Origin of the sequence: Billgrantia lactosivorans, from assembly GCF_003254665.1 — a bacterium.
GTDB lineage: Bacteria > Pseudomonadota > Gammaproteobacteria > Pseudomonadales > Halomonadaceae > Halomonas > Halomonas lactosivorans.
In genome coordinates this window covers 68,260-93,321 of the sequence record NZ_QHGY01000007.1, presented here as the reverse complement: position 1 = coordinate 93,321, position 25,062 = coordinate 68,260, and the positions used below count along the sequence as shown (strand labels likewise).

The following is a 25,062-nucleotide window of genomic DNA, read 5'->3' as shown; positions in this document are numbered from 1 at the left end:
GAAATTGGTTTTTTAAGATATCCCAAATGACACAATCAGAGCAACACCCAAAACGGTAAAAATGGTGCCGAGAACAACCCATCTATTGAAGACCTCATCGTTTCGCATGAATAGCCCTGTAACAAGCAACACAAAAAAAGGGGTCGTCGATGCCAAGGGGGCTACAACGGAAACCCTACCCACTTGTAGTGCCATATATAGAAACACAGGACCAAGGCTCGAAAACACGCCTGCGGCTACAAATTTCATAAGCTCTTGGGACTTACACCTGAATACACCTGAAGGCCTGTAAGCCACCAGATATAGAGCGAATAGCAACCAGGAAGTTGAGGTCGTTACCGCTGCTGCAGTGACTGCGTCCGACCCCATATCGATGCCTACCTTTCTAAATACAACTGACACACCGTAAGCCAGTGATGCTGCCAATGGCAACAACAGAAATTGCTTCGGAGCGCCAGCACATTCCGTCGATCCCTGTCCGCTCTGCAAGCCAAGAAGTATACTTCCAGCCAGCACCAGAAAAACGCCGAAAAGAGCCCCGCCACCAAGACTTTCACCCAAAAAAATGACTGCCAGCAGCACCGTAAAAATCGGATGTGTCAAAGTAATAGGCGTGGTGATATTAGCGCCCAACTTGGCCATGCCCTGGAACTGAAACAGCCGCCCAAGCAAAGGCGCAAAAATACCAGCGAGCACAAAATACTGCCACTCCCCTGAAGGCGAGACACTACCATTCTCCCTGAACATACTCCATGCCCAGAGAAAGCCCACGTTTGTAGTGAGGGTAACCCATAGGGCAACTAGAGATGATGATGCTTGACCAGCCATCTTGATGAGAACAAATGTGCTAGCGAACATCAGTGATGAAGCCAGAGAAAGCAAGATAGGTATGGATTGCGAACTGGCCACCTTGACCTCGCAGAAACCAGGAAAAAACAGAGACAGGGAACACCTTGCTACCCTGCCTCCATGAAGCTATGAAGTAAAATAATTCAACTCATGCTTGCGCCTTTACTTTGCAAGCGCAAATGAGGCGTGGCGGCTATTGCCAAGCTGAGACACACCAAAGCCAGTGCCACCGCCCACCAACTCGGGGCAATGAACAGCAACCCTGCCAGCCCGAAGCCAAGCCTCGGCATTGTACTAAACTGCCCGCGCCAGTACCCTTCCACTGCGATACTCAGCAGTAGTACACCGATTACTGCGGTGATACAGCTCATAGCAATCTCTGTCCAATCACCAACCATCAGCAGTCCCTCACCATACACGAAGGCAAAGGGCACGATGAAAGCCGTAATGGCCAACCTCACGGCCCCGGTGGCAATCTCTAGGGGCTTGGCGTCTGCGATGGCCGAAGCGGCGAAGGCGGCCACCGCCACCGGGGGGGTCATGGCCGAGAGCACGGCGAAGTAAAGGATAAACATGTTGGTCTGGAGGACGCTGAAGTCCAAGCCCAGCAAGGTGGGTCCCACTAGCACGGCCGCCAGGATGAAGGCCGAGGGAGTCGGCATGCCCATGCCCAGGATGATCGCTAGTATGGCGGAGATGATCAGTGCCAGAAAGGCAGTATCTCCAGCCAGCAGGTAGACGAGATCGGCAAACTTGCCGCCCAGGCCCGTCATGGAGATCCCTCCGATCACCAGCCCCGCCGCTGCGCAGGCCGCCACGACGGAGACCATGCGTAGCGTAGTGACGGCCAAGGCATCCCAAATTGCCTTAGGTCCCATCCGGGTCGAACTACGGACCGCCGAGACGATCAACACCACCGCAGTAGCAAGCGCCGCGACAAATGTCGGGGAATACCCCATCAACAGAGCCACCGACAACGCGACCAGCGGGAGGATGAACAGGCCGCCGTTCTTGAGAGTCCCCTTCAGCGGTGGGGTTTCCTCCTTTGACAATCCACTCAGTCCCAGCTTCTGGGAGCGGAGATGCACCTGCGCGTATACGCACAGGAAATAGAGCAGAGCGGGAATGATACCGGCAATGGCGATATCGCGATACTCGATGCCCGTATACTCCGCCATGATGAAAGCTGCGGACCCCATGACCGGGGGCAGCAGACTTCCACCGGTAGAAGCAGCCACTTCTACGCTACCCGATAGTGGCTTACTATATCCGAGGCGCTGCATGATCGGGATAGTAACGGAGCCCGTCGTGACGACGTCCGAGGTTGGGCTCCCCGACATGGTACCGTAAAGTGCCGAGGAAATGACGGCAATCTTGGCCGGCCCCCCGGTTCTACGGCCAGCAACAGCGGATGCCAGATTATAGAAGAACTCGGCCCCCCCCGCCTTGGACAGGAAAGTTCCGAACATCACAAACAGGAAGGCATAGGTCGCCGCGACGCGAAGTGGCACCCCGAACAGACCGTCCGAGGTAAACATCATGATATCGAGAAAGTGATTGTAGCTGACCTCCCGGAAACCAAGTGCTCCCGGTAAGTCGTGCCCCCATAGGTTATAGACGACAAAGACCAGGACGACGCTAGTCAGGCCAAAGCCGACCGTACGTCTCGTCGCCTCGATGGTCAGTACTAGGAGCACGCTGGCGGCCAGCAAGTCAAATGTCTCAAGTGGGAACAGCAAGGTGATGCGCTCAACGATCCGCTGACTTTCCACGAGAAAATAGAGACCAACGACGAGACTCGCCACGACAAGACACCAGTCGAACACGCTGGGGCGGTCCTGACGCCCCTTTGGCCCAGCGCTCACGTTAAGGAACAGTAAGGCCAGCATGGCGGAAAGGAAAACGACCATCATGGCATATAGATCCACATACACGATCGTCGTCGTATAGATGACAGCCAGCGCCACGAGGGCAGCGCATCCATGCACTGCCATTCCCAGCTTGCCCGTGAGAGTTCGCTTGGCGCCGGTACCCATTACAATCGAGAAGAACTGATTCATTGACAAACCTCTGAGCAGAAATGCTCTTTTCCCGATTAGCGGAGGCCGACTTCCTTAAGGTAACGCTCGGCGCCATCGTGGTAGGGCACAACCTCGACATCCGCCATGATTTCCGGAGTCAAGCTTTCCATAGCTGGATGAACGCCGGAGATCTTTACATAGTTTTCGTAAAGCGACTTGGTGAGGTTATAGGCCATAGCTTCGTCCATATCGCTCCGCACAGCCAGGGTAGCGCTGATTGACACGGTTGGCGTTTCGTCCGGCGCCCAGTCGTAGGCTCCCCCAGGAATCGTGAAGGCGTTGGTTCCCGTCTTCTCCGCGACCTCCTGTATAATGTCCTCGGACAAGGGCAACAGTTTCACATCGACACTAGACGCCGCCTGCATGATCGAACTCTGTCCCACGAACAGACTGTTCAGGAACATGTCGATGCGACGGTCCTGAATCAGGCCAGACTGCTCGCTGGAAGCGGCATAGATGATGTCGCCTCCCCAGCTCTTGATTTCATCGGGTCCTGCGCCGATGGCCTCCAACATGGCTTCAGCAACACTCGATGCAATATTACCGCGTTTATTAATGGCAATGGTGATCGGCGGCTTAACCTTGGCAATATCCTCAAAGCTTGAGATACCATGCTTTTCGGCAAACTCTTCCCTTATTACGGCCTGCATCGGCGCCCAAGTGTAGAGATAAGAGAGTACCCGGATATCATCATTGACAGCTTCGCGGAAAGGGTCTTCCCCATCGCGAGCCAGCTGCAGCACGGCATCCTCTACAATTCCCAAGCTAGCATCACCGCGTTGCAACACAGCCACATTGGCGATGCCGCCCCCTGAGGTCTGATAGGTCACGGTCGAACCGGGATATTCTGCTTTCAGGGCACTGTCCAGGCCGGCGCCGAGCAGTGACCACAGCCCTCCTGGCGAAGCGCCGGCCACCGTAAGATTGTACTCTTGGGCCGATGCGACATTCATCATCAATCCAGGAACGACAAGGGCCATGGTCATCACGGACTTCTTGATTGAGATTTTCATTTATTCACCTTTTGTACTGGCGTCGTCATTGGTTCTGCGGGGCTTCGTTTGTTGTTGTAAAGGTGTCGCTGTGCGACAGATACATACATCCTTCCCAAGGGTAGTCAGATCTTGAAGCTTTCCAGCGTAGCGGGATGGAACAGTTCCTCCGGCTTCACGAGCCGTCGGGACAGCCCTTCCGCATGGTGTTGCTCGAGAAATCGCTCCAGGGTTTGTCGGTTGGGAGCAAAGCCATAGGACCAGAAATCCTCACCCATCAGACGCCGGGCGGCCTGAAGCTGGTCCTCGACGAATGGAAGTGTCACCTTGGTTGCCGAGGTGTCACTGAGCTTCGCCAGTGCCTTAGCCTTGGATTGCTCGAAAGCCTTGTAAACGGAGAACGGTAGCCAGGGATGGCGCTCTACAAGCGTCTTGCGAATGCCCAGCAGATGCATGATGGGGAAGATACCGGTTCGCCGATACCAGTCCGAGGCTGCCATTTGAGGATCACGGTAGAGGTAACCCACATGGGGATGCCCCTGCATGAAACAGGACGGAGCTCGCGGCCCCATTACTGCATCCAACTCGCCGGAGGCCAGCATGCCGGATAGCGTTTCCCCTTCCGGAATGTTTTCCACTCGGACTCCTTCGGGGAGATTGAGGTTGATCTTCTCGACCCGGCCTGGTTCCTCGTAACCGCCACGCAACCAAGTCACATCTCGGGGCTGGAGGCTATGGTCCTCCTCGAGGAACAAGCGGGCCCAGACATTGGCGGTCAATTGATATTCGGGAACACCAATACGCTTACCCCGCAGGTCAGCTGGCGATTCGATGCTGCGATCGGTCCGAATGTAAATGGAGGTATGCCGAAAGGCGCGAGAGGGAAAGACCGGCACCCCGATATAGGGACAATTACCCTCCGCTGTTTTCACAGTGTAGCTACTCAGCGAGAGTTCCGTGATATCGAAATCGGCATGCCGGAAGGCGCGAAAGAAGATCTCCTCCGGGTCATGCAGCAGGAACACAGGATCCACGCCATCGATCTGCACCTCTCCATCGATCAATGGCCTCACGCGGTCGTAATTGCCGACGGCAACCGAAAGTTCCAATTTGTTCATCAGGGCTCCTGCTTTGTTATCTGTGAGTCGGGATGCTCAGCAACATGAATGGGTTGCTCCTTGGCTCAGCGTATCGATTTCCTATCGTCAGGAGTGGTGCGGCTCGCTGTCATACAGCTCTGCCTCTTCCGGAGCGGTACCCAATTGACGCCAATCCTCTTCTTTAGGGACGATGCCCTGGAAGGACTGGAGCTTGTAATGCGGAATCCGCGGCTCCTTGGTGCCAATAGCTGGCCCTCCTTGCTGTATAGTCTTGGCGGCCTGCACCATCTGGCGACGGAATTCGACTATCGCCAAGTCACTCGCACCGAGACGATCGTGCGTACGATCGGCAATCGGCCCCATGGTTTCCCACATCGCAATGTCCTGGTTGGGAATGCCCTTGATCCCGGTGAAACTTGTACCAAGTTGCATGATTCGGCGATCCTGCCAATAGTTGTTTTCACGGGTGCGGAACTTTCGATAATGCTTGTCCACATCGATGCCGATCTGCGTGCCGAGGAACTTACGCCAGGACTCGGTATCAGGCGTAGTGCTCGCGTCGCCCCAGGCGATGAAGTGGAACGCAGTATGCGTGTCGTCGATGGGCACGTGCAGGATCGCGATATCGTAGAGGTTGTTCGGTGGAATCTGCACGGTGTAGGGCGCGATGAACAATGTGGTGCGCACGTAATCATGCGTCTTTGCATCTTTGATCGGACGACGTATCGCGGCATAGCGAAAACCGAACGGCGTGGGCTGCACCTGAAGACGCGGTGCCTTGTCCGTGGATGGACGCAGCCAGAGCTTGTCGGTCGCCTCGGCGCCATCCTTACGGGCCGGCACCATGTCGGTGGAATGCAGGCTCGAGGAGTGTGCCGAGTCGATGGCGCCCTCGAGGATCTGGGCCCAATTGCAATCGACAATCACTTTGGAGATGGATACCTTGGTTTCCGGCGTCGGCTGAAACACAGGCGGCATAAACTCCGGCTGCTCCTCGGGTGGCCCCATGTAAACCCAAACAAAACCGGCCGCCTCGTGGGTGGGGTACGCCTTGTGCTTGACCTTCTCGGTCAGCTTCGATTCCGGCGGCTCGGACGCCATCTCGAGGACATTGCCCTCGACGTCCATCTTCCAGCCATGATACAGGCAGCGCAGACCGCACTCCTCGTTACGCCCTAGCACCAGCGACGCACGCCGATGAGGGCACATCTCGTCTAGTACTCCCACGCGCCCTTCGGTATCGCGAAAGGCCACCAGATCCTCACCGAGCAGTCGAACCCGTATCGGATCACCGTCTGGCTCCTCGACTTCCTCGGATAGGCAAGCGGGCAGCCAGTGACGACGCATGATTTGCCCCATAGGGGCATGACCTTCAACACGGCACAGCAAGTCGTTCTCTTCTTGTGTCAGCATAAGCACGGTCTCCAAGGGTTAGGGAGCTACACGAACAGCTCTCGCCGATATACTTAGATATCTAACTTCAATGTCTAACCATAGCGCCTCAAGCGGCCATGTCAAACAGACTAAAGTCGCATACTGGGTGTATCGGCACTCTAAAAACTGACGTGCCCCGCCTCCGCCAAGCTGCACATCGCTTGCCTAAGCCAACCTTTCGGAGCACGGCTGCACGATTTAATGGCGCTATGAGGTGAAGGGAAAATTATTAGACTCACATGACAGAGCTGTCATCTCTCAACGAACTATGACAGGGGAGTAACCTTGATCGGTTAACCAAACTCGGCACGAATGCGGGCCACTCCCCGAGGTTTCAGCCAGGCAATGTTTCATGCCGACTTTCTGCAGCTAGTACCGCAGGTTGAAGATCACGCCGCCTGGGATCTGATGCACGTAAGCCTTCTCGCCATACTCGACAGGCGCACCGATCGCCAAGCCCTCGCGATAAGCGACCGCAGTGAGTTAATCTGTCACTTTGGTCAGACTCGCCTCGTCGACGACGCAGCAGTTGCCAAGCGAGCGGATATTGCTCGCGAAGTTGAACATCCGAAGGATGAGACCAGCCTTTGGCCAGCGGTGGCATCGCTGTATGCACGTAATGAGGCCCGTGCTTGACCGACTCCATGGCGTTTAGTGGACCTAGCCTTTTGTTGCAGTGGCCAAGAACTCGATAACTATGACGCCAGCGACACCGGAGGACGTGAACTCCGGCTTTTCCTCGGTTCGGCCCATGAAGCACCCACACGACACCCGACGCCTTATTAAGGCCGGATAGATCTTTTGCTTGCCACTGCTCGTTCAGCTTCGATTACGTCGGCTCGGAGGCCATCTTGAGGACATTGCCCTCGACGACCATCTTTCAACCATGGTACAGGCAGCGCAGGCCGCACTCCTCGTTACGCCCCAGCACCAGCGACGGCCGATGAGGGCACATCCCCCCAATACCTTGGTGCCCCCCTCTGTATTGCGAAAGTCCTCAATGCCCTTTCACAACAGACGTATACCTGTCGGATCGCCATCCGGCACTCCAATCTTGATGACGAAGAGCGATAGCAAAATCGACGAAGGTCGAATATGCCTGGGCTAGCCCTGATGCCTAGCAGGGCGGTCCGCTGAGCTGGTAGTAGCAAAAAGTCGTATTGCGAATAGCGGACAAAGTTATAATGTATTAAGCACAATAGTGATTAATTTTTCCGAAACCCGTCGAGGCCTCTATGCAATTTCATCTCAACGGAGTCCAGACTGGCGACCCGACCGTCCACGCGCCTGCCGGTGAGCTTAAAAATACCTACACCCTGCCCGATGAAGTCGATGTGCTGATCGTCGGCTGCGGTCCGGCTGGTCTGACCTTGGCGGCCCAACTATCGGCGTTCCCCGATATCAGGACGCGCATCGTCGAGCAAAAGGACGGCCCGCTGAAGCTCGGCCAGGCCGATGGCATCGCCTGCCGCACCATGGAGATGTTTAATGCCTTCGGCTTCGTCGATAAGGTTCTCAATGAAGCCTGCTGGATCAACGAGACAGTATTCTGGAAGCCGGATGAGGCAAACCGCAAGAACATCATGCGCCATGGCCGTACCCAGGACACCGAGGACGGTCTCTCCGAATTCCCTCACACAGTACTCAACCAGGCCCGGGTACACGACTTCTATCTGGAGCTGATGCGTAAATCTCCTACCCAGTTGGAACCCGACTACTCCCGCCGCGTAATTGATGTGTCGATCGACCCCATCAAATCGGAGGCGGCCACCCTACACGCTGAGGACTACCCGATAACTGTTACACTAGAGCGGATCGACCCTGCTCATGAGGGCGAGGTGGAAAACGTGAGGGCTCGTTATGTGGTGGGCTGCGACGGCGCACGCAGCGCGGTGCGCAAGTCCCTGGGACGCTCCCTGCAGGGCGATTCCGCCAACCAGGCCTGGGGCGTGATGGATGTGCTGGCAGTCACCGACTTCCCAGACATCCGCATGAAGGCGGCGATACACTCCGCCAATGCAGGAAACGTCCTGATCATACCGCGGGAAGGCGGCTACCTGACGCGTTTTTACATCGAATTAGATAAACTCAATGAATACGAGCGCGTCGCCAGCCGCAACATCACCACCGACCAGCTGGTGGCCGCGGCGCAGCGCATCCTGCACCCTTATACCTTAGACGTGAAGGAAATCGCTTGGTGGTCAGTATACGAGATCGGTCAGCGCCTCTGCGACAAGTTCGACGATGTGCCTGCCGAGGAAGCTGACAAGCGATTCCCGCATGTCTTTATCGCTGGAGACGCCTGTCACACCCATAGTCCAAAAGCGGGCCAGGGCATGAACGTCTCCATGCGCGACACCTTCAATCTAGGGTGGAAACTGGCTTCGGTGCTACAAGGAAAATGCACACCGGAGATCTTGCACACCTATACCACCGAGCGCCAGACCGTGGCCAAGGAGCTGATCGACTTCGATCGAGAATTCGCCAAGATGTTCAGTGCCCCACCCAAGGGCTCTCCAGAGGACAAGGGTGACGGTGTGGACCCCAAAGAGTTTCAAAAATACTTCATCAAACAGGGGCGCTTCACCGCCGGCACAGCCATTCAGTACTCACCTTCACTGATCTCCGCCGAACCGACCCACCAGCACCTAGCAAGCGGTCTTGAAATTGGCACTCGTTTCCATTCTGCACCTGTTGTGCGGCTGGCGGATGCCAAGCCCATGCATCTAGGTCACACAGTGACAGCAGATGGTCGCTGGCGACTGTTCGCATTCGCGGCGGCCAGCGACCCCACCGCGCCGGAGTCAGGCCTCAGTCGGCTGTGCCAGTTTTTGAGTGAATCACCCGACTCACCGGTGCGTAGGTTCACACCTGCATGCGACGACATCGACTCGGTGTTCGACCTGCGCGCCATTTGCCAACAGGGATTCCGCGAGCTCTCTCTGGATGCCTTCCCTCAGATGCTCTGGCCTCGCAAGGGACGCTACGGCCTCCATGATTATGAAAAGGTGTTCTGCCCCGATCTTAAGTACGAACAAGACATTTTCGACTTGCGCGGAGTCGACCGGGAGAGCGGCTGTCTGGTGATCGTGAGGCCTGACCAGCATATTGCTCATGTCTTGCCCCTGCAGGCTCATGACGAACTAGCTACATTTTTTGAACGTTTCATGATCGATGTAGAATAACTCTAAGCCGTCAATTTTCGCATACCACTATGCAATTTTTTCCATTTCTATCAAGATATATTACATCACGTAAACCGTGTCGCATTGGCCACGGAATATGTCCAACATAGAGAAAAAATGCCATGGCTAGCCATCCCTTATCACAAGCCAACACAATGCCAGGAAACCTGCTGAGGCGTTGCCATCAAATAAGCGTGGCAATTTTCTTACGCCAATGCGAGGAACATAACCTGACCCAGCTACAATATGTTACACTAGCCGCATTGGAAGAGCTGGGTCCAGTTGACCAAATTACTTTGGGAAGCCACACCGCCCTAGACCGTAACACAGTAGCCGTTGTAGTTAAAAAGCTAGAGGAACGCGGCTTATTGACCCGGCAACGCAGTCAAGCGGATTTGCGCTCTAAGCAGGTTTCTCTGACTGAAGAAGGCAGGCGTCTTCGTCGTTCCGCCGAACCTGCCGTGGCGAACGCTCAAGAAGAATTGCTTTTTCCACTAAGTGAAAATGAAAAGAAAACATTGTGTAAACTACTGCAAAAACTAGCCACGAAAAATAACCACCTTAGCCGCGTACCGATTCGTAAACCAGTAGTAGGCAAATCCATCTCCCCTGGCAGATAAATAGCCGTCCGATTCTCCATTACTGAGGCAGAAGCTCTTCGAGCTGGCTGGCCTTCTCTGTCGGCAGGGGAACCAGCATGTATTGTTCTGGCCGTGCCCTGATGGGAGAGCTCGCGGTCGGATATGAACCGACAAGTATATGAGTGCGGCGGATTTCGAATCCGTTTTTTGCCAAATACAGGCCGCGCTTGCTACGGGCTTTTGTCGTTAAATCAATAGCTTGAAGTTTTACACTGGTTACACACAACACGGGGATTCGCTACTATCTGCGACCAAACTGCGACCACGTTGCGGCAGTCTACCTTGGACGATCTCTAACACCGGAACTGCGCTTCCCTTATACTAAGGAATTATGTGGGCCATTTCATTGTGGGCCGCACCTGCAAAATGTAAAAGTTCTTTTACGGATAATATCTTAAGCGTACCTATGGCATACATTGCTCACGCTTGATGCACGCAGTCCGCAACCAGCCGTCTCTGGTAATCTTTAGCATGCCAGCTTTCACTCAATGTACAGGTCGCGCCAGTCGCGCCGAATTTGCCACTACGCTCAGGCTGCTCAAGAGCATGGCCACTGCTGCTGCTGACGGCGGAATCGCACCGCTGGCGGCGAAGCCCAACACGCCTACATTGTAAACTACCGATAAACCTAGGTTCTGGCGTACAACGCGCAGTGTGCGACGGGATTGTCGCCAGGCGCCTACTACTCCCGCTAGCCCGCCTTGGGTAATGACCACGCCGGCACTGGCCAGCGCCGGTGCCGCCGCGCCTTGGACCGCAATACCGCAATCAGCTGCCGCCAGCGCCAGGGAGTCATTGAAACCATCACCGACGAATATTGCGGGTTCCGTAGCGGTTTCAAGCGCCGTTACCTTGTCCTCCGGCAAGCAACCTGCCCGCACTTGGGCCGGGGCCAGCCCGACCGCTGCGGCCACAGCTACGGCCGTCTCGTGGCGATCGCCGGTGACCAGGTTGACCGTCAATCCCTCCCGCTCTAGCGTCGACACGGCCATGATCGCATCTGGGAGCAGACGGTCGCGCAGAATCAGTGCTCCCACCCATTGAGCATCACGGGCTATTTCTACCCGTGTCGCACCCGCGGGCAGCGGTTGCACCAGGGACGGAACCACTATCCCCTGCCCAGCCAGCCAAGCGGCGGCGCCCACCCGCGTCGTGACACCACTGTCCAAGTCATGCCAGCTCGATCCCTGACCGAAGCGCCGCGGTTCACCCTTGCCACGCTCGCTCGATACCCCTTCGCGCCGCGCCGCCACCTCGATGGCGCGAGCGATGGGATGGGCGATTCCAGCTTCGGCTTGTGCCGCCCAAAGAAGCAATTGCCGTCGCTCGCTGCCGACTACCTCGACCAGCTCCAGCTCGCCGCTAGTGAGGGTTCCGGTCTTGTCGAACAAGACGCTTCGTGCCCCGGCCAGCGCCTCCATCGACCCCGGATCGCGGAACAACATGCCCTGATGCGCGGCGAACTGAGTGGAAGTGGCATAAGCCAGCGGCAAGGCCAGCCCTACGGCGCAGGGACAGGCGGCCACCAGCACGGAAAGCGCCCGCAGCGCTGCCTCGTCGTAGGAGCCGCTCGCAAAGTATCCATATACGAAAGCCAGCGCGGATATGCTCAGCGCTACCGGCACCAGCCAGCGGGCGAAGCGCTCCGCCAATATGGCAACCTGGCTCTTGGCTCCCGAGAGCTCGAGCATGCGCAGGCCAATGCGGTCGATGAAGCGCTCGCCGTAGGAAGCACCGACCTCGATCAATAACTTGCTGGAGAGATTGACGCAGCCGGCCTCTATCTTCGCGCCGGGGCTCACCGCCACCGGCAGCGCCTCGCCGCTCACCAGAGCGCGATCGATGTCACTATCACCTTCGACCACGCGGCCATCAACGCCGATGCGCTCGCCCGCCCGCACCATTACCAGATCACCGGGCCGGATCTCACTGACCCGCACTTCCTCGCTCCTCCCGTCGGCACGCAGTAGTGCTGCGGTCTCCGGTACCGCTTGGCGCAGGGCGTTGACCGCAGCGGAACTACGACGGCGGGCATATAATTCGATGAGGCGTCCGATAAGCAGGAAGGTGACCAGCATGGTGGCAGTGTCGATGTAGACTTCCGCCCGTCCCTGCAGCAACTGCCAGAACGAGAGCGCGCTCGCCGCAAGCACGCCTAGGGAGATCAGCGCATCCATACCCGGCAGGCCGGCGCGCAGGGTGCGCCAGCCCATGCGATAAAATGGCCAAGCCGCGTAAGTGATCACCGGCACGGCCGCTACCACCGCACCCAGGCCGAGCCAGTAGCCGGTGATAGAGACAGCCACCATCGGCTCCAGGTAGAGAATCAGCGTGCCGAGCATGCTCCACATGCCGAAGAACAGCGCAACCGACAGGCGCAGCCAGACCGCCCGGGCCTGCATGTCGATGCGCCGCTCCATCTCGTCGGCCTCGATCAGCGGCGCGACCCGGTAGCCGAGCTTAGCCACACGCTCGATGATAAGTGCCGGGTCAAACTCCTCGTTGTCCCAACGCACCAGCGCGCTACCGCCTGCGAAGCTGGTGCTAGCAAAACTCACCCCGGGGATGCGGGCGATCACCCGCTCGACCGCCATAGCACAGCCGGCGCACCACATGCCTTCGATGGAAACCACCAGCCGCCGAGCGCGCCGCGCGCTTTCCAGGTCCAGCTCGCGAGCATTAGCTGCCATGGATGACATGGGTTCAGCCCCCTTGTGCGGCCGTCTGCTCGCGGCTGACACCAAGACCTAAGATGCTGCCGCGTACTTCCTTACCGTAGTAGCTCTGTTCATTCTCGTGGTAAGTCTGCCGCGCTTCCTCCAGCGTACCTGTCTGGCGTGGATCCTTGGGTCTCTCGAAACTGTTTATGTAAGCAGCCACATCCCAAGCTTCCTGATCGGTCAGCGTCTGGCCTTGGCCCAATGGCATGTTGTACTTGATAAATGATGCCGCTGTATCGATGCGAGCCATACCGGCGCCCCAGTTGTAGGCTTCCGGCCCCCACAGCGGCGGAAACCGCACGCTGCCATCGTCTTCATGCCGCCCTTGCCCATCCTCGCCATGGCAAAGAGCACAATTTTCTACAAACACATCGGCGCCGCGCTCGTAATCGTAGCCGAGTTCGGTCTTGGCGACATTGGGGTAGCCGGCGCCCGGCAGCGTCTGGCCGGTGGGCGCACCACTCGCAAGCCAATATGCGTAAGCTTCGAGGTCTAGGTAGACTTGGTCGCCGAGAGGGGGCGGCCCTCCCGCTGCGGAAGCCTGGGCATTCATAGAGAAAGTAAAGCAGCCCTTGATGCGTTCCTGATAAGTATTAACCATCCCGTTCTTGCCACGATACATTGGGTACTTTGTGTACGCCCCCCACAGTGGGGCCGAATTTTCCTTACGTCCGGCGTCCAAGTGGCAATTTACGCAAGATTGGCTATTGCCGGAGTACTGAGCAGCATATCGGGGAGTATTCACGAAGATGTCGTGGCCGCGGCGGACTGACTCACCGAAGGGGCCCTCAGGGAGCTCATCCTCCTCGGGCGGGACAAAATAGCCGTCCGGCCCTGTGGGCACCTGCGGCGGCTCGGCGGTCACATTCGCCAGCCATGCCTCCCGCTCCGCCTGCATTGCTTGGCGACTTTCCATTGCATCGCGTGTGGAGGATCCCTGCGCTGTATCCGACTGCTTCCCTAATGCGTTGTAGGCCTTTTCCACCAAACCACTCTGATACAACAAGGTGCCGAAGGCGAACAGAATTAAGCCGAGGGCGGCCGCCTTGAGCATCCGCCTCAGGCCAATAATGATAGAGCGTGGAGAGCGCTGCGGGTCATTCACGGTCTTACTCATCGGGTTACTCCGTATTGCCTGACACGACTCACCGCGCCTGTGCCGGCTCAACCAAGGGCAAAGTTGCTAGGTAATCAGCCACATCCCGCATATCCTCAGGAGTCATGGCTTGGGAGATCCGATCCATCAGCCGCTGAGGTGAGTTTCCTCGCACGCCGGTATGCCACTGGGCTAGCTGAGTGAACAGGTACTCAGGCTGTTGCCCAGCTAGAGATGGAAAATGAGGCTGCACGCCCTGGCCACTATCGCCATGGCACTGTAGGCAGGCCGGCACGTCCCGTTTCCAGTCGCCGCTTTGTACCAGCTGACGCCCACGCTCCAGATCACCTCCCAACTGCGGCCGCACTTGCGAAGGTAGACGGATCTGCGCGTAGTAATCGGCAAGCTCCCGCATCTCCTCCTGCGTCAACGCCTGCGCTACAAGCTTCATATGCGCGTTTGCGCGGGCACCGCTGCGGAAGTCCAATAGTTGCTTATAAAGATAGTCGCCAAGCTGGCCGGACAACCTTGGCGTTGAGGAGCTGCCTTCGCCGGATTTACCGTGGCAGGATGCACAGCTCCACATGTTGTCCTTACCGGTAAACGCCAGGTCCAGAATTTCAGGCCGCGCGTTATCCAACCCAGTTGCAGCAACAGCTCCCGGCGAAGCGGAGGGCTCGCCCTGCTGGACTGTAGCTGGGCCAGTGGCTTCGTGTTGGCCCACCTCGCTGAGGTAAGTGAGTGCTCCCCAGATGGCCAGAGCAATGACCAAGGCGATGACAAACAGCGGTATCGGCCGGTTCGGCTCCCAGGGATCAAACTGCGGGTCGACACGAGAAACATGGTTGTCGGAAGTATCGCGCCGTTTCATTACTTGGCCTCCGTCGACGAGTAACCCTGGTCGCGCATGCCGCTGAGTGCACCTTCCACTGGATAGGTGCGTTTAAGGCTGATCAGATAAGCTGAGAGATCCAGTGCCTCCTGGGTAGCCACAACGACCTTGCCCTCTGGGCGATACTCAGAAGGCAGTTTCACAACGACGTCATCTGCAACAGCCTCCTCCTTGAGTTCAAACAAGAAGGGATAAGCCGGCATGATGCTCCAGTCGAAAATCGCACGTGGCTGGTAGAGGTGAGTCAGATGCCACTCGATGCTGGGGAGGCGAGCGCCAACGTTGAGCAGGTCCGGTCCGGTGCGCATGGTGCCCAGCTGATGCGGCTTGTCGTAGACGTAGTCAGCCGCGACCGAGGCACGCCCCCAACCCTGAGCGGCGTCGGCCAGTGTTTGTTCGGGTGAGCGCGGCTGCTGAGTGTGGCAATACACGCAGCCCAGGCTGATGTACTGCTCCCGCCCGGCCAGTTCTTGCTCCGTGTAAGGTTCGAGCTCTTCAGACGCTTGCTGTTGATGGATCTGAATGCCCGGCACGATGACCAACATCAACGTCGCAGACGCCAGGATGGCGACGGCACCAACACTGAGAGGGAGAACGCGATTCATGTCATACCCTCTCCACGATAGCAGCTTGCTGGGCTGCAACGGCCGTATCATGAACCGCAGCTTTCTGCTCCGTGTCGGTGACCATGCCCTTTCCTAGCAGCAAAGCGACGATATGGATGACGAAAACAAAGTGACCCAGCGTCATCAAGGCGCCGCCGAGCGAGCGGGCTTCCAGGTACGGCATGAGCATGCGGGTAATGTCCCCAAAGGGACGCCCCACTTCCAGCAACCCCAACCCCTGCAGCCAACCGCCGATGGAAACGGCGAAAAAGTACACCGCGAAGCCGCCCACCACTAGCCAGAAATGCAGGCTCAATAGCCGCGGCCATGGCCATTCGCGCTTGGTTAGTAATGGCAGCATGTAATAGAAGGCGCCGAACATAACCATAGTCGTAAAGCCGTATGCCCCTAAATGAGCATGGCCGACGGTGTAGTGGGTGAAGTGTGTGACCGAGTTAACTGAGCGCAATGCCTCAATGGAACCTTGGAAGGAGGCCAGGGTATACATCAGCGCTCCGATTGAAACGAAACGCAGCGCTATCGACTGTTTGAACGCCCACATGTTGCGCAGCACTGTGCCGTGCTGGTTGATAGCTACGGCAATCACAGGGATGAACATCATCACGCTGTGAACAACCGAGAGCGTCACTACCCAAGTGGGGACCGGACCGCCGATCAAGTGATGTATGCCCACCTGGCTATAGAAGAGCGCCAGCCCCCAAAAACCCAGCAGCGATAGGCTGTAAGAGTACACAGGCTTGCCGATGATCTTGGGAATTAAATAATAGGCAGCGCCCACGCCCAACGGTGTCAACCAAAGGCCCAACACGTTATGGGCAAACCACCAATTCATGGTGGCCTGTTGGACGCCCGAGTGCAGACCAGGGATTTTGGCAATGAAGAATAGAATAGGGAACCAGCATAGACCGGCCAACAGATACCAGCCAGTGACATAGATGTGATGCGACTCACGGCGCAGCGCAGTATTGAGTAGTGAGAAGGCCATACAACCGCCCCCGAAAGCCAACAGTAGGCTGATCTGCCAAGGAATCTCGAGCCACTCCAAGCCCTCGGTCCAACCGCTGCCGATGGCGATCACGCCCAGCACCGTTCCTATTGTCCACACGCAGGCACCGAAGTAGGCCAGACCAGGACGGCGCAACGGAGTGTGAAAGATACGTGGTAGCACCCACAATGCCACAGCGATACCGGCCACCGATAACCAGCCAAAAGCGACAAGATTCAGGTGCATGGTGCGCACCCGGCCAAAAGTCATGGCCGCCGACTCCACCAGTAGGTCGGGCAGGTGCAGCTTGAGCGAGGCGATCAGGCCGAAGGCCGAGCCGACCAACAGCGACAACGCCGCGACCATTACCATCAACGTCACCACCTTGCGGCCCGGCTCATCGATCTTGGCGCGGATAGCGTCGAAGCGGTGGGCCGTAGCTTCTTTCTGTCCCGGGAATGCGGTTGAATCGTCTGGCACACCCACCTCACCAGGTTCGAAAATGCTTGTTGCATCGCCCTGGCTGAGTGTGAACTGGCGATTGGCGATTGCCCAAATAAGAAATCCGAGCGCGCATAAGGAGGCGAGGAAGCTGAGCGCGAGTAGCAGCCCTATATTTATCATGTTGTTGGCTTACTCCATACATCATTGGTGTAGGCCCCCGTAACAGGCACGGCATACTGCGCACTCAAGAATAACAAGTGCGCCGCGCCGCGTACGCGGCACGAAAATTCCTCCTGAGCCTTCACATGAGACAGCGGGGCCGATGAAGCAATCAATCTGCGATTAAGTCGTTGACGGAATAAGCTATCAGCCTGACGTTAAGTGAGAATTAAGGTATGCGGCCGGTGAACACACCTTCCGCTGAGCCCCGACTTCGATGACGGTAGGTGTCCACCTATTGCTTAGTGGGCACCTACCCTGAGTGAGTTAAGCGTACTGGAGGCACCTCGAAAGCGCCGCCGCTTTACAGCCGAGTTCAAGGCCAGGATCGTCGAAGCGTGCCAGCACCCCGGCGCCTCAGTGGCTGGCATCGCGTTGGAGCATGCCCTGAACGCCAATCTGGTCCATAAGTGGATCCGTGAGGCTCGGCGGTCGGAGCCGGTGAGTGATACCCCGGCATTTGTCCCGGTGCCGATGGCAAGCACCGTAACGTCGGCGACGGCCCGGCATCGGGAAGCCGAGCATATTCGGCTGTTACTACCAAGTGCCAAAGGCACAGTGGCCATCGAGTGGCCGGTGTCCAATGCGCAGGGTTGTCGGGCGCTGCTTCGGGATTGGCTGTCGTGATCCGTATCGACGAGATCTGGCTGGCCACCGAGCCGTTGGACATGCGCGCCGGCCCCGACACGGCGCTGGCCCGGGTGGTGAAGGTATTCGGCACCGCCCGGCCGCACTGCGCCTGCCTGTTCGCCAACCGGCGCGGCAACCGCATGAAAGTGCTGATCCACGATGGTCTGGGGGTCTGGCTGTGTGCTCGCCGCCTCAACCAAGGCAAGTTCCACTGGGCCGGCAACTGGCACGGCGACCGGGTGGAGCTGTCATCTGAGCAAGTGACGGCACTGGTCCAGGGCCTGCCCTGGCAGCGCATCGGCCCGGCAGGGGCCATTTCGGTGCTGTAAGCCTCGCGGCGAATGCCTCGGCAAGGCGAGCCCTGGCCATTCGATGATCCGCACATCCCCTTGCGGCCGGCGGACTGGCATCATCGCCGGATGAATATGTCGTCCAACCTGTCTCAGCTCTCACCCGATCAGCTCCGCCACTTGGCGGCAATGCTGATGGCGCAGGTCGAGGAAAAGGATCAGGCGCTGCGTCACAGCGAGCAGGTCAACCAGAAGCTGACCTACGAACTGGCGCTGCTCAAGCGCCATGCCTTCGGCAAGCGCAGCGAACAGCTCAACGTCTTGCAGATCAGTCTGCTGGACGAGGTGGTGGATGCCGGCATTGCTGCCATCGAGGCCGAGCTGGCAGCACTCGCGACCCCGGCGACGCCGCCCGTCACCAAGCAAAAGCCCAAACGTCAGCCCTTGCCCGACAATCTGCCGCGCGTCGAGATCCGGCACGAACCCGAGAGCGAGCATTGCGCGTGCGGCTGCCAGCGGCGCCGCATCGGAGAAGAGATCAGCGAAAAACTCGACTACACGCCGGGCGTGTTTACCGTCGAGCGTCATATCCGCGGCAAGTGGGTCTGCGATCACTGCGAGACGCTGACTCAGGCACCGATGCCGGCCCAGGTGATCGACAAAGGCATCCCCGCCTCGGGATTACTGGCTCAGGTAATGATCGCCAAGTATGCCGACCATCAGCCGCTCTACCGCCAGGCACATATCTTTGCCCGCGCTGGCGTGGAGATACCGCGCTCCACCCTGGCGGAATGGATCGGCATCTGCGGGGTGCGATTGCAGCCGCTGATCGATGCCCTGCGCGAGACCCTGCTCACCGAACCGATACTGCATGCCGATGAAACGCCAGTGCCGATGCTGGATCCGGGCAAGTAAAAGACCCACACGGCCTACCTTTGGGCCTATGCCACCACACCCTACGCCGAACTGAAGACGGTGATCTACGACTTCGCGCCCGGACGCGGCGGCCAGCATGCCCGCGACTTCCTCGGCGACTGGCAAGGCAAGCTGATCTGTGATGATTACGGCGGCTACAAGCAGAGCTTCGCCAATGGCGTCACTGAGATCGGCTGCATGGCCCATGCCCGGCGCGAATTCGTCGACCTGCACGTGGCCGGCAAGAGCCAGATTGCCGAGCAGGCCATCGAGCTCATCGGCCAACTCTACCAGGTGGAGCGCGACGCCCAGCCGCTGAGCGGTGAAGAACGCCAACGGCTACGCGACACCCGGGCGAGGCCTATCGCCGACGTGCTACACCGATGGATGTTGGCTCACCGAGAAAAGGTGCCCAACGGCTCGGCGACGGCCAAGGCGCTGGACTACAGCCTGAAAAGCTGGGCGGCACTCACGCGCTACCTCGACGACGGCGGGTTGCCCATTGACAATAATCGGGTCGAGAACCTGATTCGCCCTTGGGCGTTGGGGCGCAGCAACTGGCTATTTGCCGGCTCACTGCGCAGCGGCCAGCGCGCCGCCAACATCATGAGCCTGATCCAGTCCGCCAAGCTGAACGGCCATGAACCGCATGCCTATCTGAAAGATGTGCTGGCTCGGCTGCCGACGCATAAAGCCAGCCAGATCCACGAACTCCTGCCGCAGCACTGGAATCCGGTCGACTGATCACTCGCAAAGGGTGATGGCCGGCCGCTTACGAATTAAGGGACTAGGATCGACTTATGGTAGCCTTTCAAAAGTAAGCGCTCAGGCACCACTCTCTCGCGAGTGATCAGACGCAAGGGGTAATCGCCAGCCGTTTACCGCTGGCAGGTCGCTCGCTACTGGCGGCACCGGCAGGGGCACGACGCCAGGCACGGCTGGTAACTGGTTCTGGCGCTTGGCCTTGCGGATTCAGGTCTGGACAAGGTTGGCGTTGAGTCCATGCTGCAGTGCGACCTGGGCAGTCGAAACATCGTCCTGCAGGCAAGCTGCCACGATCTTGGCCTTGAACTCGGGAGCTTAGCGTCGACGTCGGCGAATCTCACGATCGGTGCTTGGGGTGGTCATGATAGGTGCCCACTTATTAATAGATGGGCACCTAATGTGGCTGGCCAGGGCCTTCCGCGGAACGTGTGTTTACCGGACGGATACGCTGAGGTGTATTTACCGGACGGTTACCGAAAGTGGGCGCACCGGCAAGATCAGGCTCGCCTCTAAACCTCCCCGAACGGGCCTTTTAAAATGCAGAGCTCCCTCAAAACGCTCGGCAATGGCAGCGACAATCGCTAGCCCCAGACCACTTCCACCATCACGGCTAGAGCGCCAAAAACGCTCGGTCAGGTTTGCCAGCGTCTCGTCATTCAACACTGCGCCGTAGTTGCTCACCTTTAGGGTGGCCCATGACCTGGATGGGTGTGTCTGCAGTTCTACGGTCACTTTGACTGGCTCGGTTAAATCGCCGTGGCGCAAGGCGTTATCGATAAGGTTACGCAGTGCAGCAACCGCCAACTCTCGAGGCATTTCCAGTTCGGCGGAAGAAAAGACGGGGCTGAAATCGATTCGATTCGTCTCAGCATGCGTTGCAGCATCCTGTATCGCCAACGAAATGACATCCTCCAAGGTGCAAGCTTCACCGTCCTCAAACGCAGTCCGCCCCTCGACACGTGCCAACAACAGGAGCTGCTCCAAGATGCGTACCATGCGAGCCACCCCTTCCTCGGCATAGCTCAAGGCGCGCTCAGCCGCTTCTCCTTCGACCCGCCTGGCGACTTGAAGATGCGTCTTGATGGCCGTTAAGGGCGTGCGGAGTTCATGGGCCGCGTCACTGGTGAAACGCTGCTCACGCACCATAGCCTTATGGACTCTGAGCAAAAGACTGTTGAGTGTCAGGATCAAAGGCCGTAGTTCGCTAGGCGCTCCCTCCAAGCTTACGGTTGTCAGTGCCTCAGGATGACGCCTGGCCAACGTATTACGCAAACGGCCAAGTGGTTTCAGGCCGCGCAGCACGCCCAGCCATAGCGCTCCCATACTGCCCACTAAGGCTGTGAGAAACGGGACTACCGCTACCTTAATGACATCGCGTAGAAGAATGTCGCGCTCATCCATGCGGTCAGCGGTGGTAATGATCATGCCGTTTCGTTCGTAGGTATATACTCTCCACGTCGTTCCGGCTTCCTTGCGGTAGGTGTAACCCTGCTCGCCAGGGGCGAGAATATCGTCCATTTCGGCGTGAGAGCGGGCAATGACTTCACCGCGTGGTGAGTGAATCTGACACGCTAAGCCTTCAATTGGAGGTATCGTCAACGCGTCATGATCGATGCGACCCCACACTTCTGGGGGTAATTGTTCCATCAGGCCGGCCACCATGCGTGCCGATTGGGCGAGACGCTTATCCAGCGTCAACTCCACTTGGGTATGTAGGTCGCGCAACAGCCAGGTGGCTGCAAGTCCCCAAAGCAGGGTTAACGTCAGCCCAAGGGTGAGAAGTAGGCGAGTGCGTAAGCTCATCGTTTTTCGCTTCAGCTCACCTTGGTGGATCAATGGCGTCTGGCTTGCCCAGGCGATACCCAAGCCCACGTACCGTTTCGACGACTCCACTGCCTAATTTACGGCGCAAGTTATGGATATGAACGTTCAGCGCATTGCTCTCGAGTTCATCGCTCATGCCGTACAGGCGATCCTTGATCTGGTCAGCCGTTAACACGCTGCGAGGTGATTGAAGAAATGTCTCTAGCAACATCAATTCCCGACGCGATAAAGGAATAACTTCATCTGCGACCGTGACGCACCGCGAAAGTGGATCCAGGCTTAAGGAACCGTGCTCAATCAAGGAACTGGAGCGTCCCGACGACCGGCGCAACAGGGCGTGCAACCGCGCAACGAGTTCGTCGAGATCAAACGGCTTGGTCAGATAATCGTCCGCACCAGCCGTTAACCCTGCCACACGATCCGGAACGGCATCTCGAGCCGTCAGAATGAGTACGGGGATATTGCGCTTTTCAGCTCGCCATGTCTTGAGCAAAGTTAACCCGTCGCCATCGGGCAAGCTGAGGTCAAGTATCGCGATGTCGCTAGCGACATCTTTCATGGCCATGCGAGCCTCAGCCAGCGTGGCGAAGGCATCTACCACAAAGTCATAAGCTTCGAGACCTGCCTGAATGCCGGACGCGACGAGGGTATCATCCTCGATAAGTAGCACGTGCATGATTGATCCTGTACGGAGAGCGGTGGTAATCAGCTAGACGCGTCTGGCAAGCCACCAGCCACCAATCATTGCCAAGAGCATGGCGGCGAGAGGGGCTGTCAGCCCTGCAATCGAGGCGATGGCAGGTCCCGGACAGTAGCCCGAAAGCCCCCAGCCGATGCCGAATAGCGTGGCGCCACCGAGCAGACGACCATCGAGTTCACGCTTTGTGGGTAACTGAAACGCGTCGCCGAAAAGGGGGCTGCTCCGACGAAGCACTAGCCGATAGCCGATGAAGGTAGTGACAACGGCCCCGCCCAGCACGAAGATCAACGTAGGATCCCATTCGCCGGCGATATCCAGGAAACCTAGGACACGTGCCGGATCGGTCATGCCCGAGATGGCGAGTCCCAGGCCGAACATGAGACCTGCAAGATAGCCCATCAGAGCTTTCATGCCCCACCTCCCACGATGTGGCGAGCGACATAAACCGTCACCACAGCGCTAAGCAGGAACGTGCCGGTAGCCGCCATTGAGCGCGGCGATAAGCGTGCCAAGCCGCATACACCATGGCCACTGGTACAACCACTGCCGAGCCCCGTCCCGACGCCGACCAGTAAACCTGCAATTAACATCGACAGCACACCACCGGCAGGATCGCCGATAATTTCGTTTGGCTCATTCACAACGTTTCCTAGGTCGCCCCCAGCCAGAACGAGTAGGATAGGACTGGTAACCAGGCCAGCCAAGAACGCGGCCCGCCAGGCGCTGTCGCCCTTGGGGCGCGCTGTCACTAACGTACCGGCAATGCCACTGATTCCTGTTACACGCCCTAGGGTAGCCATCAACCAAGTGGCAGAAATGCCGATGAGTATGCCGCCAAACAGACCCTGCAAATTTGATGTCCAGTCCACGCGTAACCTCCCTACATTTTAAGCTTCAATCAGTCCGGATTTCCTGCGTTGGCCAACTCCGTCCCACCGCAGGGTTGTCCAAGGTGTTGCGATTCGCCGCGCAAATAACGCCAGGCATCGAAGGTACTGAGAAACACACGCCCGGTCAGCTCGCGGCAGAAGTCAGTATGCTTCAGGCGATCCATCACCGGTCCTTTGACCTCGGCCAGGTGTAGCTTGACCCCTGCATCCCGCAAGCGGGTGTTGATCGCCTCAAGACTCTCGAGCGCCGAAGCATCGATCGTGTTGACCGCCTGGCACGCCAGCACGATGTGGGCAAGCCCCGGCTCGCGTGACGCCAACGACATGACCAAATCCTCAAGGTAGCGCGAGTTGGCGAAGTAGAGGCTTTCATCGACCCTAAGGATGGCCAGACGCGAATCCGTCTCGACTCGATGACGCTTCACGTTGCGAAAGTGTTCGGTACCTGGTAGCCGGCCCACCACCGCGCTATGAGGGCGGCTGGTGTTGTAGAGATGCAGGGCCAGGGATAGCCCCACACCGGCCAGGATGCCGCTCTCCACACCTTGTCCCAGGGTGACGATCATGGTCATGAGCATGGCCGTCGCATCAGAGCGTGAATAGGCCCAGGTACGACGTATGGCGGAAAAATCGACCAGTGACAGTACCGCCACGATGATGGTCGCCGCCAAGGTGGCAATGGGTAGATAAGCGATCAATGGTGTAAGAAGCAGAGCGGCGATGGCGATCCCTACCGCGGTAAAAGCCCCGGCGGCGGGGGTTTCGGCACCAGCGTCGAAGTTGACCACCGAGCGGGCGAAGCCGCCGGTGACCGGCATGCCACCGGTAAACGAGGCCGAGATGTTTGACGCCCCGAGCCCCACCAGTTCCTGATCTGGGTCGATGCGCTGGCGCCGCTTGGCGGCCAGTGTCTGGCCCACCGACACCGATTCGACGAAGCCAACCACACTGATCAGCAGTGCCGCCACGAACAGCTCGCGCCACAGCGTCATATCGAGACTCGGCAGGTTCAGCGGTGGCAGGCCCGCCGGAACCTCACCCACGACCGCCACGCCACGTTCGCCAAGCTCCAGGCCCCAAGACGCTAGTGTGGTGACCGCCACGGCGAGAATCGGCGCGGCGCGCACCACCATATCGGCACTGCCCGCTGGCAGCCCCAGACGGCGTAACCCCGGCTCCATCCAGCGACGCGAAGCATAGAGAAATGCCAGGGCACCAATACCGATGAGCAGCGTAGGCCAGTGGGTCAGTCGTAAGCTTTCGACCAGGCCGCCCGATACTTCGATCAGATTGTGGCCCGACGCCTCGATACCCAGCAAATGTTTCAGTTGGCTGGCAGCAATGATCAACCCAGATGCAGTAATGAATCCGGAAATGACCGGATGGCTGAGAAAGTTAGCCAGAAAGCCCAGCCGCGCCACACCCATAAGGGTAAGAATAAGGCCAGACATCAGCGCCAGTACCAGCGCAGCTCCCAAGTATTCCGGCGACCCCTGCGGGGCGACACGACCGATAGCCGCCGCTGTCATCAGTGAAACCACAGCCACCGGCCCTACGGCTAGGGTGCGGCTGGTCCCGAAGAGTGCATAAGCGAACAGCGGAGCGATGCTGGCATACAGCCCCACCTCGGGGGGGAGACCCGCCAGCATGGCGTATGCCAGCGACTGTGGGATCAGCATGACGGTCACAATCACCGCTGCTAACAAATCGTTGGCCAGCGTATCGCGCCCATAGCCGGGCAACCATTGGAGTATGGGCAGATAACGTTTCAGGCGAGCCATGGC

Annotated in this window: 20 protein-coding genes and 1 pseudogene; 6 read left to right on the top strand and 15 right to left on the bottom strand. The window is 58.1% G+C overall.

Features of this window, described 5'->3' with window-relative positions; translation table 11 throughout:
- Positions 1-12: 12 nt before the first annotated feature.
- The 5 genes from DIS04_RS14820 to DIS04_RS14800 all read right to left on the bottom strand — a co-directional run bounded on the left by DIS04_RS14820 (position 13) and on the right by DIS04_RS14800 (position 6,435).
- Complete coding sequence (locus DIS04_RS14820) at positions 13-909, bottom strand: DMT family transporter (protein ID WP_111414562.1); 897 nt, start codon at positions 907-909, stop codon at positions 13-15.
- Between the two features lie 83 nt (positions 910-992).
- The gene (locus DIS04_RS14815) at positions 993-2,909 is read right to left on the bottom strand and encodes a TRAP transporter permease (RefSeq protein WP_111414561.1); all 1,917 of its coding nucleotides are present in this window, start codon (positions 2,907-2,909) and stop codon (positions 993-995) included.
- Between the two features lie 35 nt (positions 2,910-2,944).
- Positions 2,945-3,943: a TAXI family TRAP transporter solute-binding subunit gene (locus DIS04_RS14810; protein ID WP_111414560.1), complete on the bottom strand. Its 999-nt coding sequence runs from the start codon at positions 3,941-3,943 to the stop codon at positions 2,945-2,947.
- 104 nt (positions 3,944-4,047) lie between these two features.
- Positions 4,048-5,040, bottom strand: coding sequence for an ABC transporter substrate-binding protein (locus DIS04_RS14805; RefSeq protein ID WP_111414559.1), 993 nt, complete (start codon positions 5,038-5,040; stop codon positions 4,048-4,050).
- An 87-nt stretch (positions 5,041-5,127) separates the two neighbouring features.
- The gene (locus DIS04_RS14800; protein ID WP_111414558.1) at positions 5,128-6,435 is read right to left on the bottom strand and encodes a Rieske 2Fe-2S domain-containing protein; all 1,308 of its coding nucleotides are present in this window, start codon (positions 6,433-6,435) and stop codon (positions 5,128-5,130) included.
- A 366-nt stretch (positions 6,436-6,801) separates the two neighbouring features.
- Here DIS04_RS14800 and DIS04_RS20510 point away from each other — a divergent pair, with 366 nt between their 5' ends.
- From DIS04_RS20510 to DIS04_RS14790, 3 genes are all read left to right on the top strand, one after another.
- Complete coding sequence (locus DIS04_RS20510) at positions 6,802-7,092, top strand: hypothetical protein (RefSeq protein ID WP_162623089.1); 291 nt, start codon at positions 6,802-6,804, stop codon at positions 7,090-7,092.
- Between the two features lie 599 nt (positions 7,093-7,691).
- The gene (locus DIS04_RS14795) at positions 7,692-9,641 is read left to right on the top strand and encodes an FAD-binding monooxygenase (RefSeq protein WP_111414557.1); all 1,950 of its coding nucleotides are present in this window, start codon (positions 7,692-7,694) and stop codon (positions 9,639-9,641) included.
- A 122-nt stretch (positions 9,642-9,763) separates the two neighbouring features.
- Positions 9,764-10,261 (top strand): MarR family winged helix-turn-helix transcriptional regulator, encoded by a 498-nt coding sequence (locus tag DIS04_RS14790; RefSeq protein ID WP_111414556.1) that lies wholly within the window; start codon positions 9,764-9,766, stop codon positions 10,259-10,261.
- Between the two features lie 506 nt (positions 10,262-10,767).
- On the opposite strand, the gene DIS04_RS14785 is transcribed toward DIS04_RS14790, so the two are convergent.
- The 5 genes from DIS04_RS14785 to DIS04_RS14765 are packed head-to-tail and all read right to left on the bottom strand — an operon-like array spanning position 10,768 to position 17,225.
- Positions 10,768-12,981, bottom strand: coding sequence for a heavy metal translocating P-type ATPase (locus DIS04_RS14785; protein ID WP_162623088.1), 2,214 nt, complete (start codon positions 12,979-12,981; stop codon positions 10,768-10,770).
- A gap of 4 nt (positions 12,982-12,985) precedes the next feature.
- Positions 12,986-14,119, bottom strand: a complete 1,134-nt coding sequence (locus DIS04_RS14780; RefSeq protein ID WP_111414554.1) for a c-type cytochrome — start codon at positions 14,117-14,119, stop codon at positions 12,986-12,988.
- 28 nt (positions 14,120-14,147) lie between these two features.
- Positions 14,148-14,969: a c-type cytochrome gene (locus DIS04_RS14775; protein WP_111414553.1), complete on the bottom strand. Its 822-nt coding sequence runs from the start codon at positions 14,967-14,969 to the stop codon at positions 14,148-14,150.
- On the bottom strand, positions 14,969-15,595 hold the full coding sequence (locus tag DIS04_RS14770; RefSeq protein WP_111414552.1) for a cbb3-type cytochrome c oxidase subunit II: 627 nt from the start codon (positions 15,593-15,595) through the stop codon (positions 14,969-14,971). The genes DIS04_RS14775 and DIS04_RS14770 overlap by 1 nt, the downstream gene beginning before the upstream one ends.
- Before the next feature lies 1 nt (position 15,596).
- The gene (locus DIS04_RS14765) at positions 15,597-17,225 is read right to left on the bottom strand and encodes a cbb3-type cytochrome c oxidase subunit I (protein ID WP_179951281.1); all 1,629 of its coding nucleotides are present in this window, start codon (positions 17,223-17,225) and stop codon (positions 15,597-15,599) included.
- Between the two features lie 297 nt (positions 17,226-17,522).
- On the opposite strand from DIS04_RS14765, the gene tnpA reads away from it, so the two are divergent.
- From tnpA to tnpC, 3 genes and pseudogenes are all read left to right on the top strand, one after another.
- Positions 17,523-17,891, top strand: a complete 369-nt coding sequence (gene tnpA / locus DIS04_RS20965; protein ID WP_162623094.1) for an IS66-like element accessory protein TnpA — start codon at positions 17,523-17,525, stop codon at positions 17,889-17,891.
- A complete protein-coding gene (gene tnpB / locus DIS04_RS14755) occupies positions 17,888-18,223 on the top strand; it encodes an IS66 family insertion sequence element accessory protein TnpB (protein ID WP_162623087.1) in 336 nt (111 codons plus the stop codon). Before tnpA ends, tnpB begins: the two co-directional genes overlap by 4 nt.
- 90 nt (positions 18,224-18,313) lie before the next feature.
- A pseudogene (gene tnpC, locus DIS04_RS14750) lies at positions 18,314-19,843 on the top strand (IS66 family transposase).
- A gap of 480 nt (positions 19,844-20,323) precedes the next feature.
- On the opposite strand, the gene DIS04_RS14745 reads toward tnpC, so the two are convergent.
- From DIS04_RS14745 to DIS04_RS14725, 5 genes are read right to left on the bottom strand one after another with little or no spacing between them, the layout of a single operon-like run.
- Complete coding sequence (locus tag DIS04_RS14745; RefSeq protein ID WP_111414550.1) at positions 20,324-21,667, bottom strand: ATP-binding protein; 1,344 nt, start codon at positions 21,665-21,667, stop codon at positions 20,324-20,326.
- A gap of 16 nt (positions 21,668-21,683) precedes the next feature.
- On the bottom strand, positions 21,684-22,364 hold the full coding sequence (locus DIS04_RS14740; protein ID WP_111414549.1) for a response regulator transcription factor: 681 nt from the start codon (positions 22,362-22,364) through the stop codon (positions 21,684-21,686).
- A 33-nt stretch (positions 22,365-22,397) separates the two neighbouring features.
- A complete protein-coding gene (locus tag DIS04_RS14735; protein ID WP_111414548.1) occupies positions 22,398-22,799 on the bottom strand; it encodes a DUF6691 family protein in 402 nt (133 codons plus the stop codon).
- Positions 22,796-23,257, bottom strand: coding sequence for a YeeE/YedE family protein (locus DIS04_RS14730; protein WP_111414547.1), 462 nt, complete (start codon positions 23,255-23,257; stop codon positions 22,796-22,798). Before DIS04_RS14730 ends, DIS04_RS14735 begins: the two co-directional genes overlap by 4 nt.
- A 29-nt stretch (positions 23,258-23,286) precedes the next feature.
- The gene (locus DIS04_RS14725; RefSeq protein WP_111414546.1) at positions 23,287-25,059 is read right to left on the bottom strand and encodes a SulP family inorganic anion transporter; all 1,773 of its coding nucleotides are present in this window, start codon (positions 25,057-25,059) and stop codon (positions 23,287-23,289) included.
- Between the last annotated feature and the right edge of the window lie 3 nt (positions 25,060-25,062).

Coding starts and splice junctions, on each gene's coding strand:
- DIS04_RS14815 (WP_111414561.1), bottom strand. CDS start 2,909: ATGAATCAGTTCTTCTCGATTGTAATGGGTACCGGCGCCAAGCGAACT.
- DIS04_RS14810 (WP_111414560.1), bottom strand. CDS start 3,943: ATGAAAATCTCAATCAAGAAGTCCGTGATGACCATGGCCCTTGTCGTT.
- DIS04_RS14805 (WP_111414559.1), bottom strand. CDS start 5,040: ATGAACAAATTGGAACTTTCGGTTGCCGTCGGCAATTACGACCGCGTG.
- DIS04_RS14800 (WP_111414558.1), bottom strand. CDS start 6,435: ATGCTGACACAAGAAGAGAACGACTTGCTGTGCCGTGTTGAAGGTCAT.
- DIS04_RS20510 (WP_162623089.1), top strand. CDS start 6,802: ATGTTTCATGCCGACTTTCTGCAGCTAGTACCGCAGGTTGAAGATCAC.
- DIS04_RS14795 (WP_111414557.1), top strand. CDS start 7,692: ATGCAATTTCATCTCAACGGAGTCCAGACTGGCGACCCGACCGTCCAC.
- DIS04_RS14790 (WP_111414556.1), top strand. CDS start 9,764: ATGGCTAGCCATCCCTTATCACAAGCCAACACAATGCCAGGAAACCTG.
- DIS04_RS14785 (WP_162623088.1), bottom strand. CDS start 12,981: ATGTCATCCATGGCAGCTAATGCTCGCGAGCTGGACCTGGAAAGCGCG.
- DIS04_RS14780 (WP_111414554.1), bottom strand. CDS start 14,119: ATGAGTAAGACCGTGAATGACCCGCAGCGCTCTCCACGCTCTATCATT.
- DIS04_RS14775 (WP_111414553.1), bottom strand. CDS start 14,969: ATGAAACGGCGCGATACTTCCGACAACCATGTTTCTCGTGTCGACCCG.
- DIS04_RS14770 (WP_111414552.1), bottom strand. CDS start 15,595: ATGAATCGCGTTCTCCCTCTCAGTGTTGGTGCCGTCGCCATCCTGGCG.
- DIS04_RS14765 (WP_179951281.1), bottom strand. CDS start 17,225: ATGATAAATATAGGGCTGCTACTCGCGCTCAGCTTCCTCGCCTCCTTA.
- DIS04_RS14745 (WP_111414550.1), bottom strand. CDS start 21,667: ATGAGCTTACGCACTCGCCTACTTCTCACCCTTGGGCTGACGTTAACC.
- DIS04_RS14740 (WP_111414549.1), bottom strand. CDS start 22,364: ATGCACGTGCTACTTATCGAGGATGATACCCTCGTCGCGTCCGGCATT.
- DIS04_RS14735 (WP_111414548.1), bottom strand. CDS start 22,799: ATGAAAGCTCTGATGGGCTATCTTGCAGGTCTCATGTTCGGCCTGGGA.
- DIS04_RS14725 (WP_111414546.1), bottom strand. CDS start 25,059: ATGGCTCGCCTGAAACGTTATCTGCCCATACTCCAATGGTTGCCCGGC.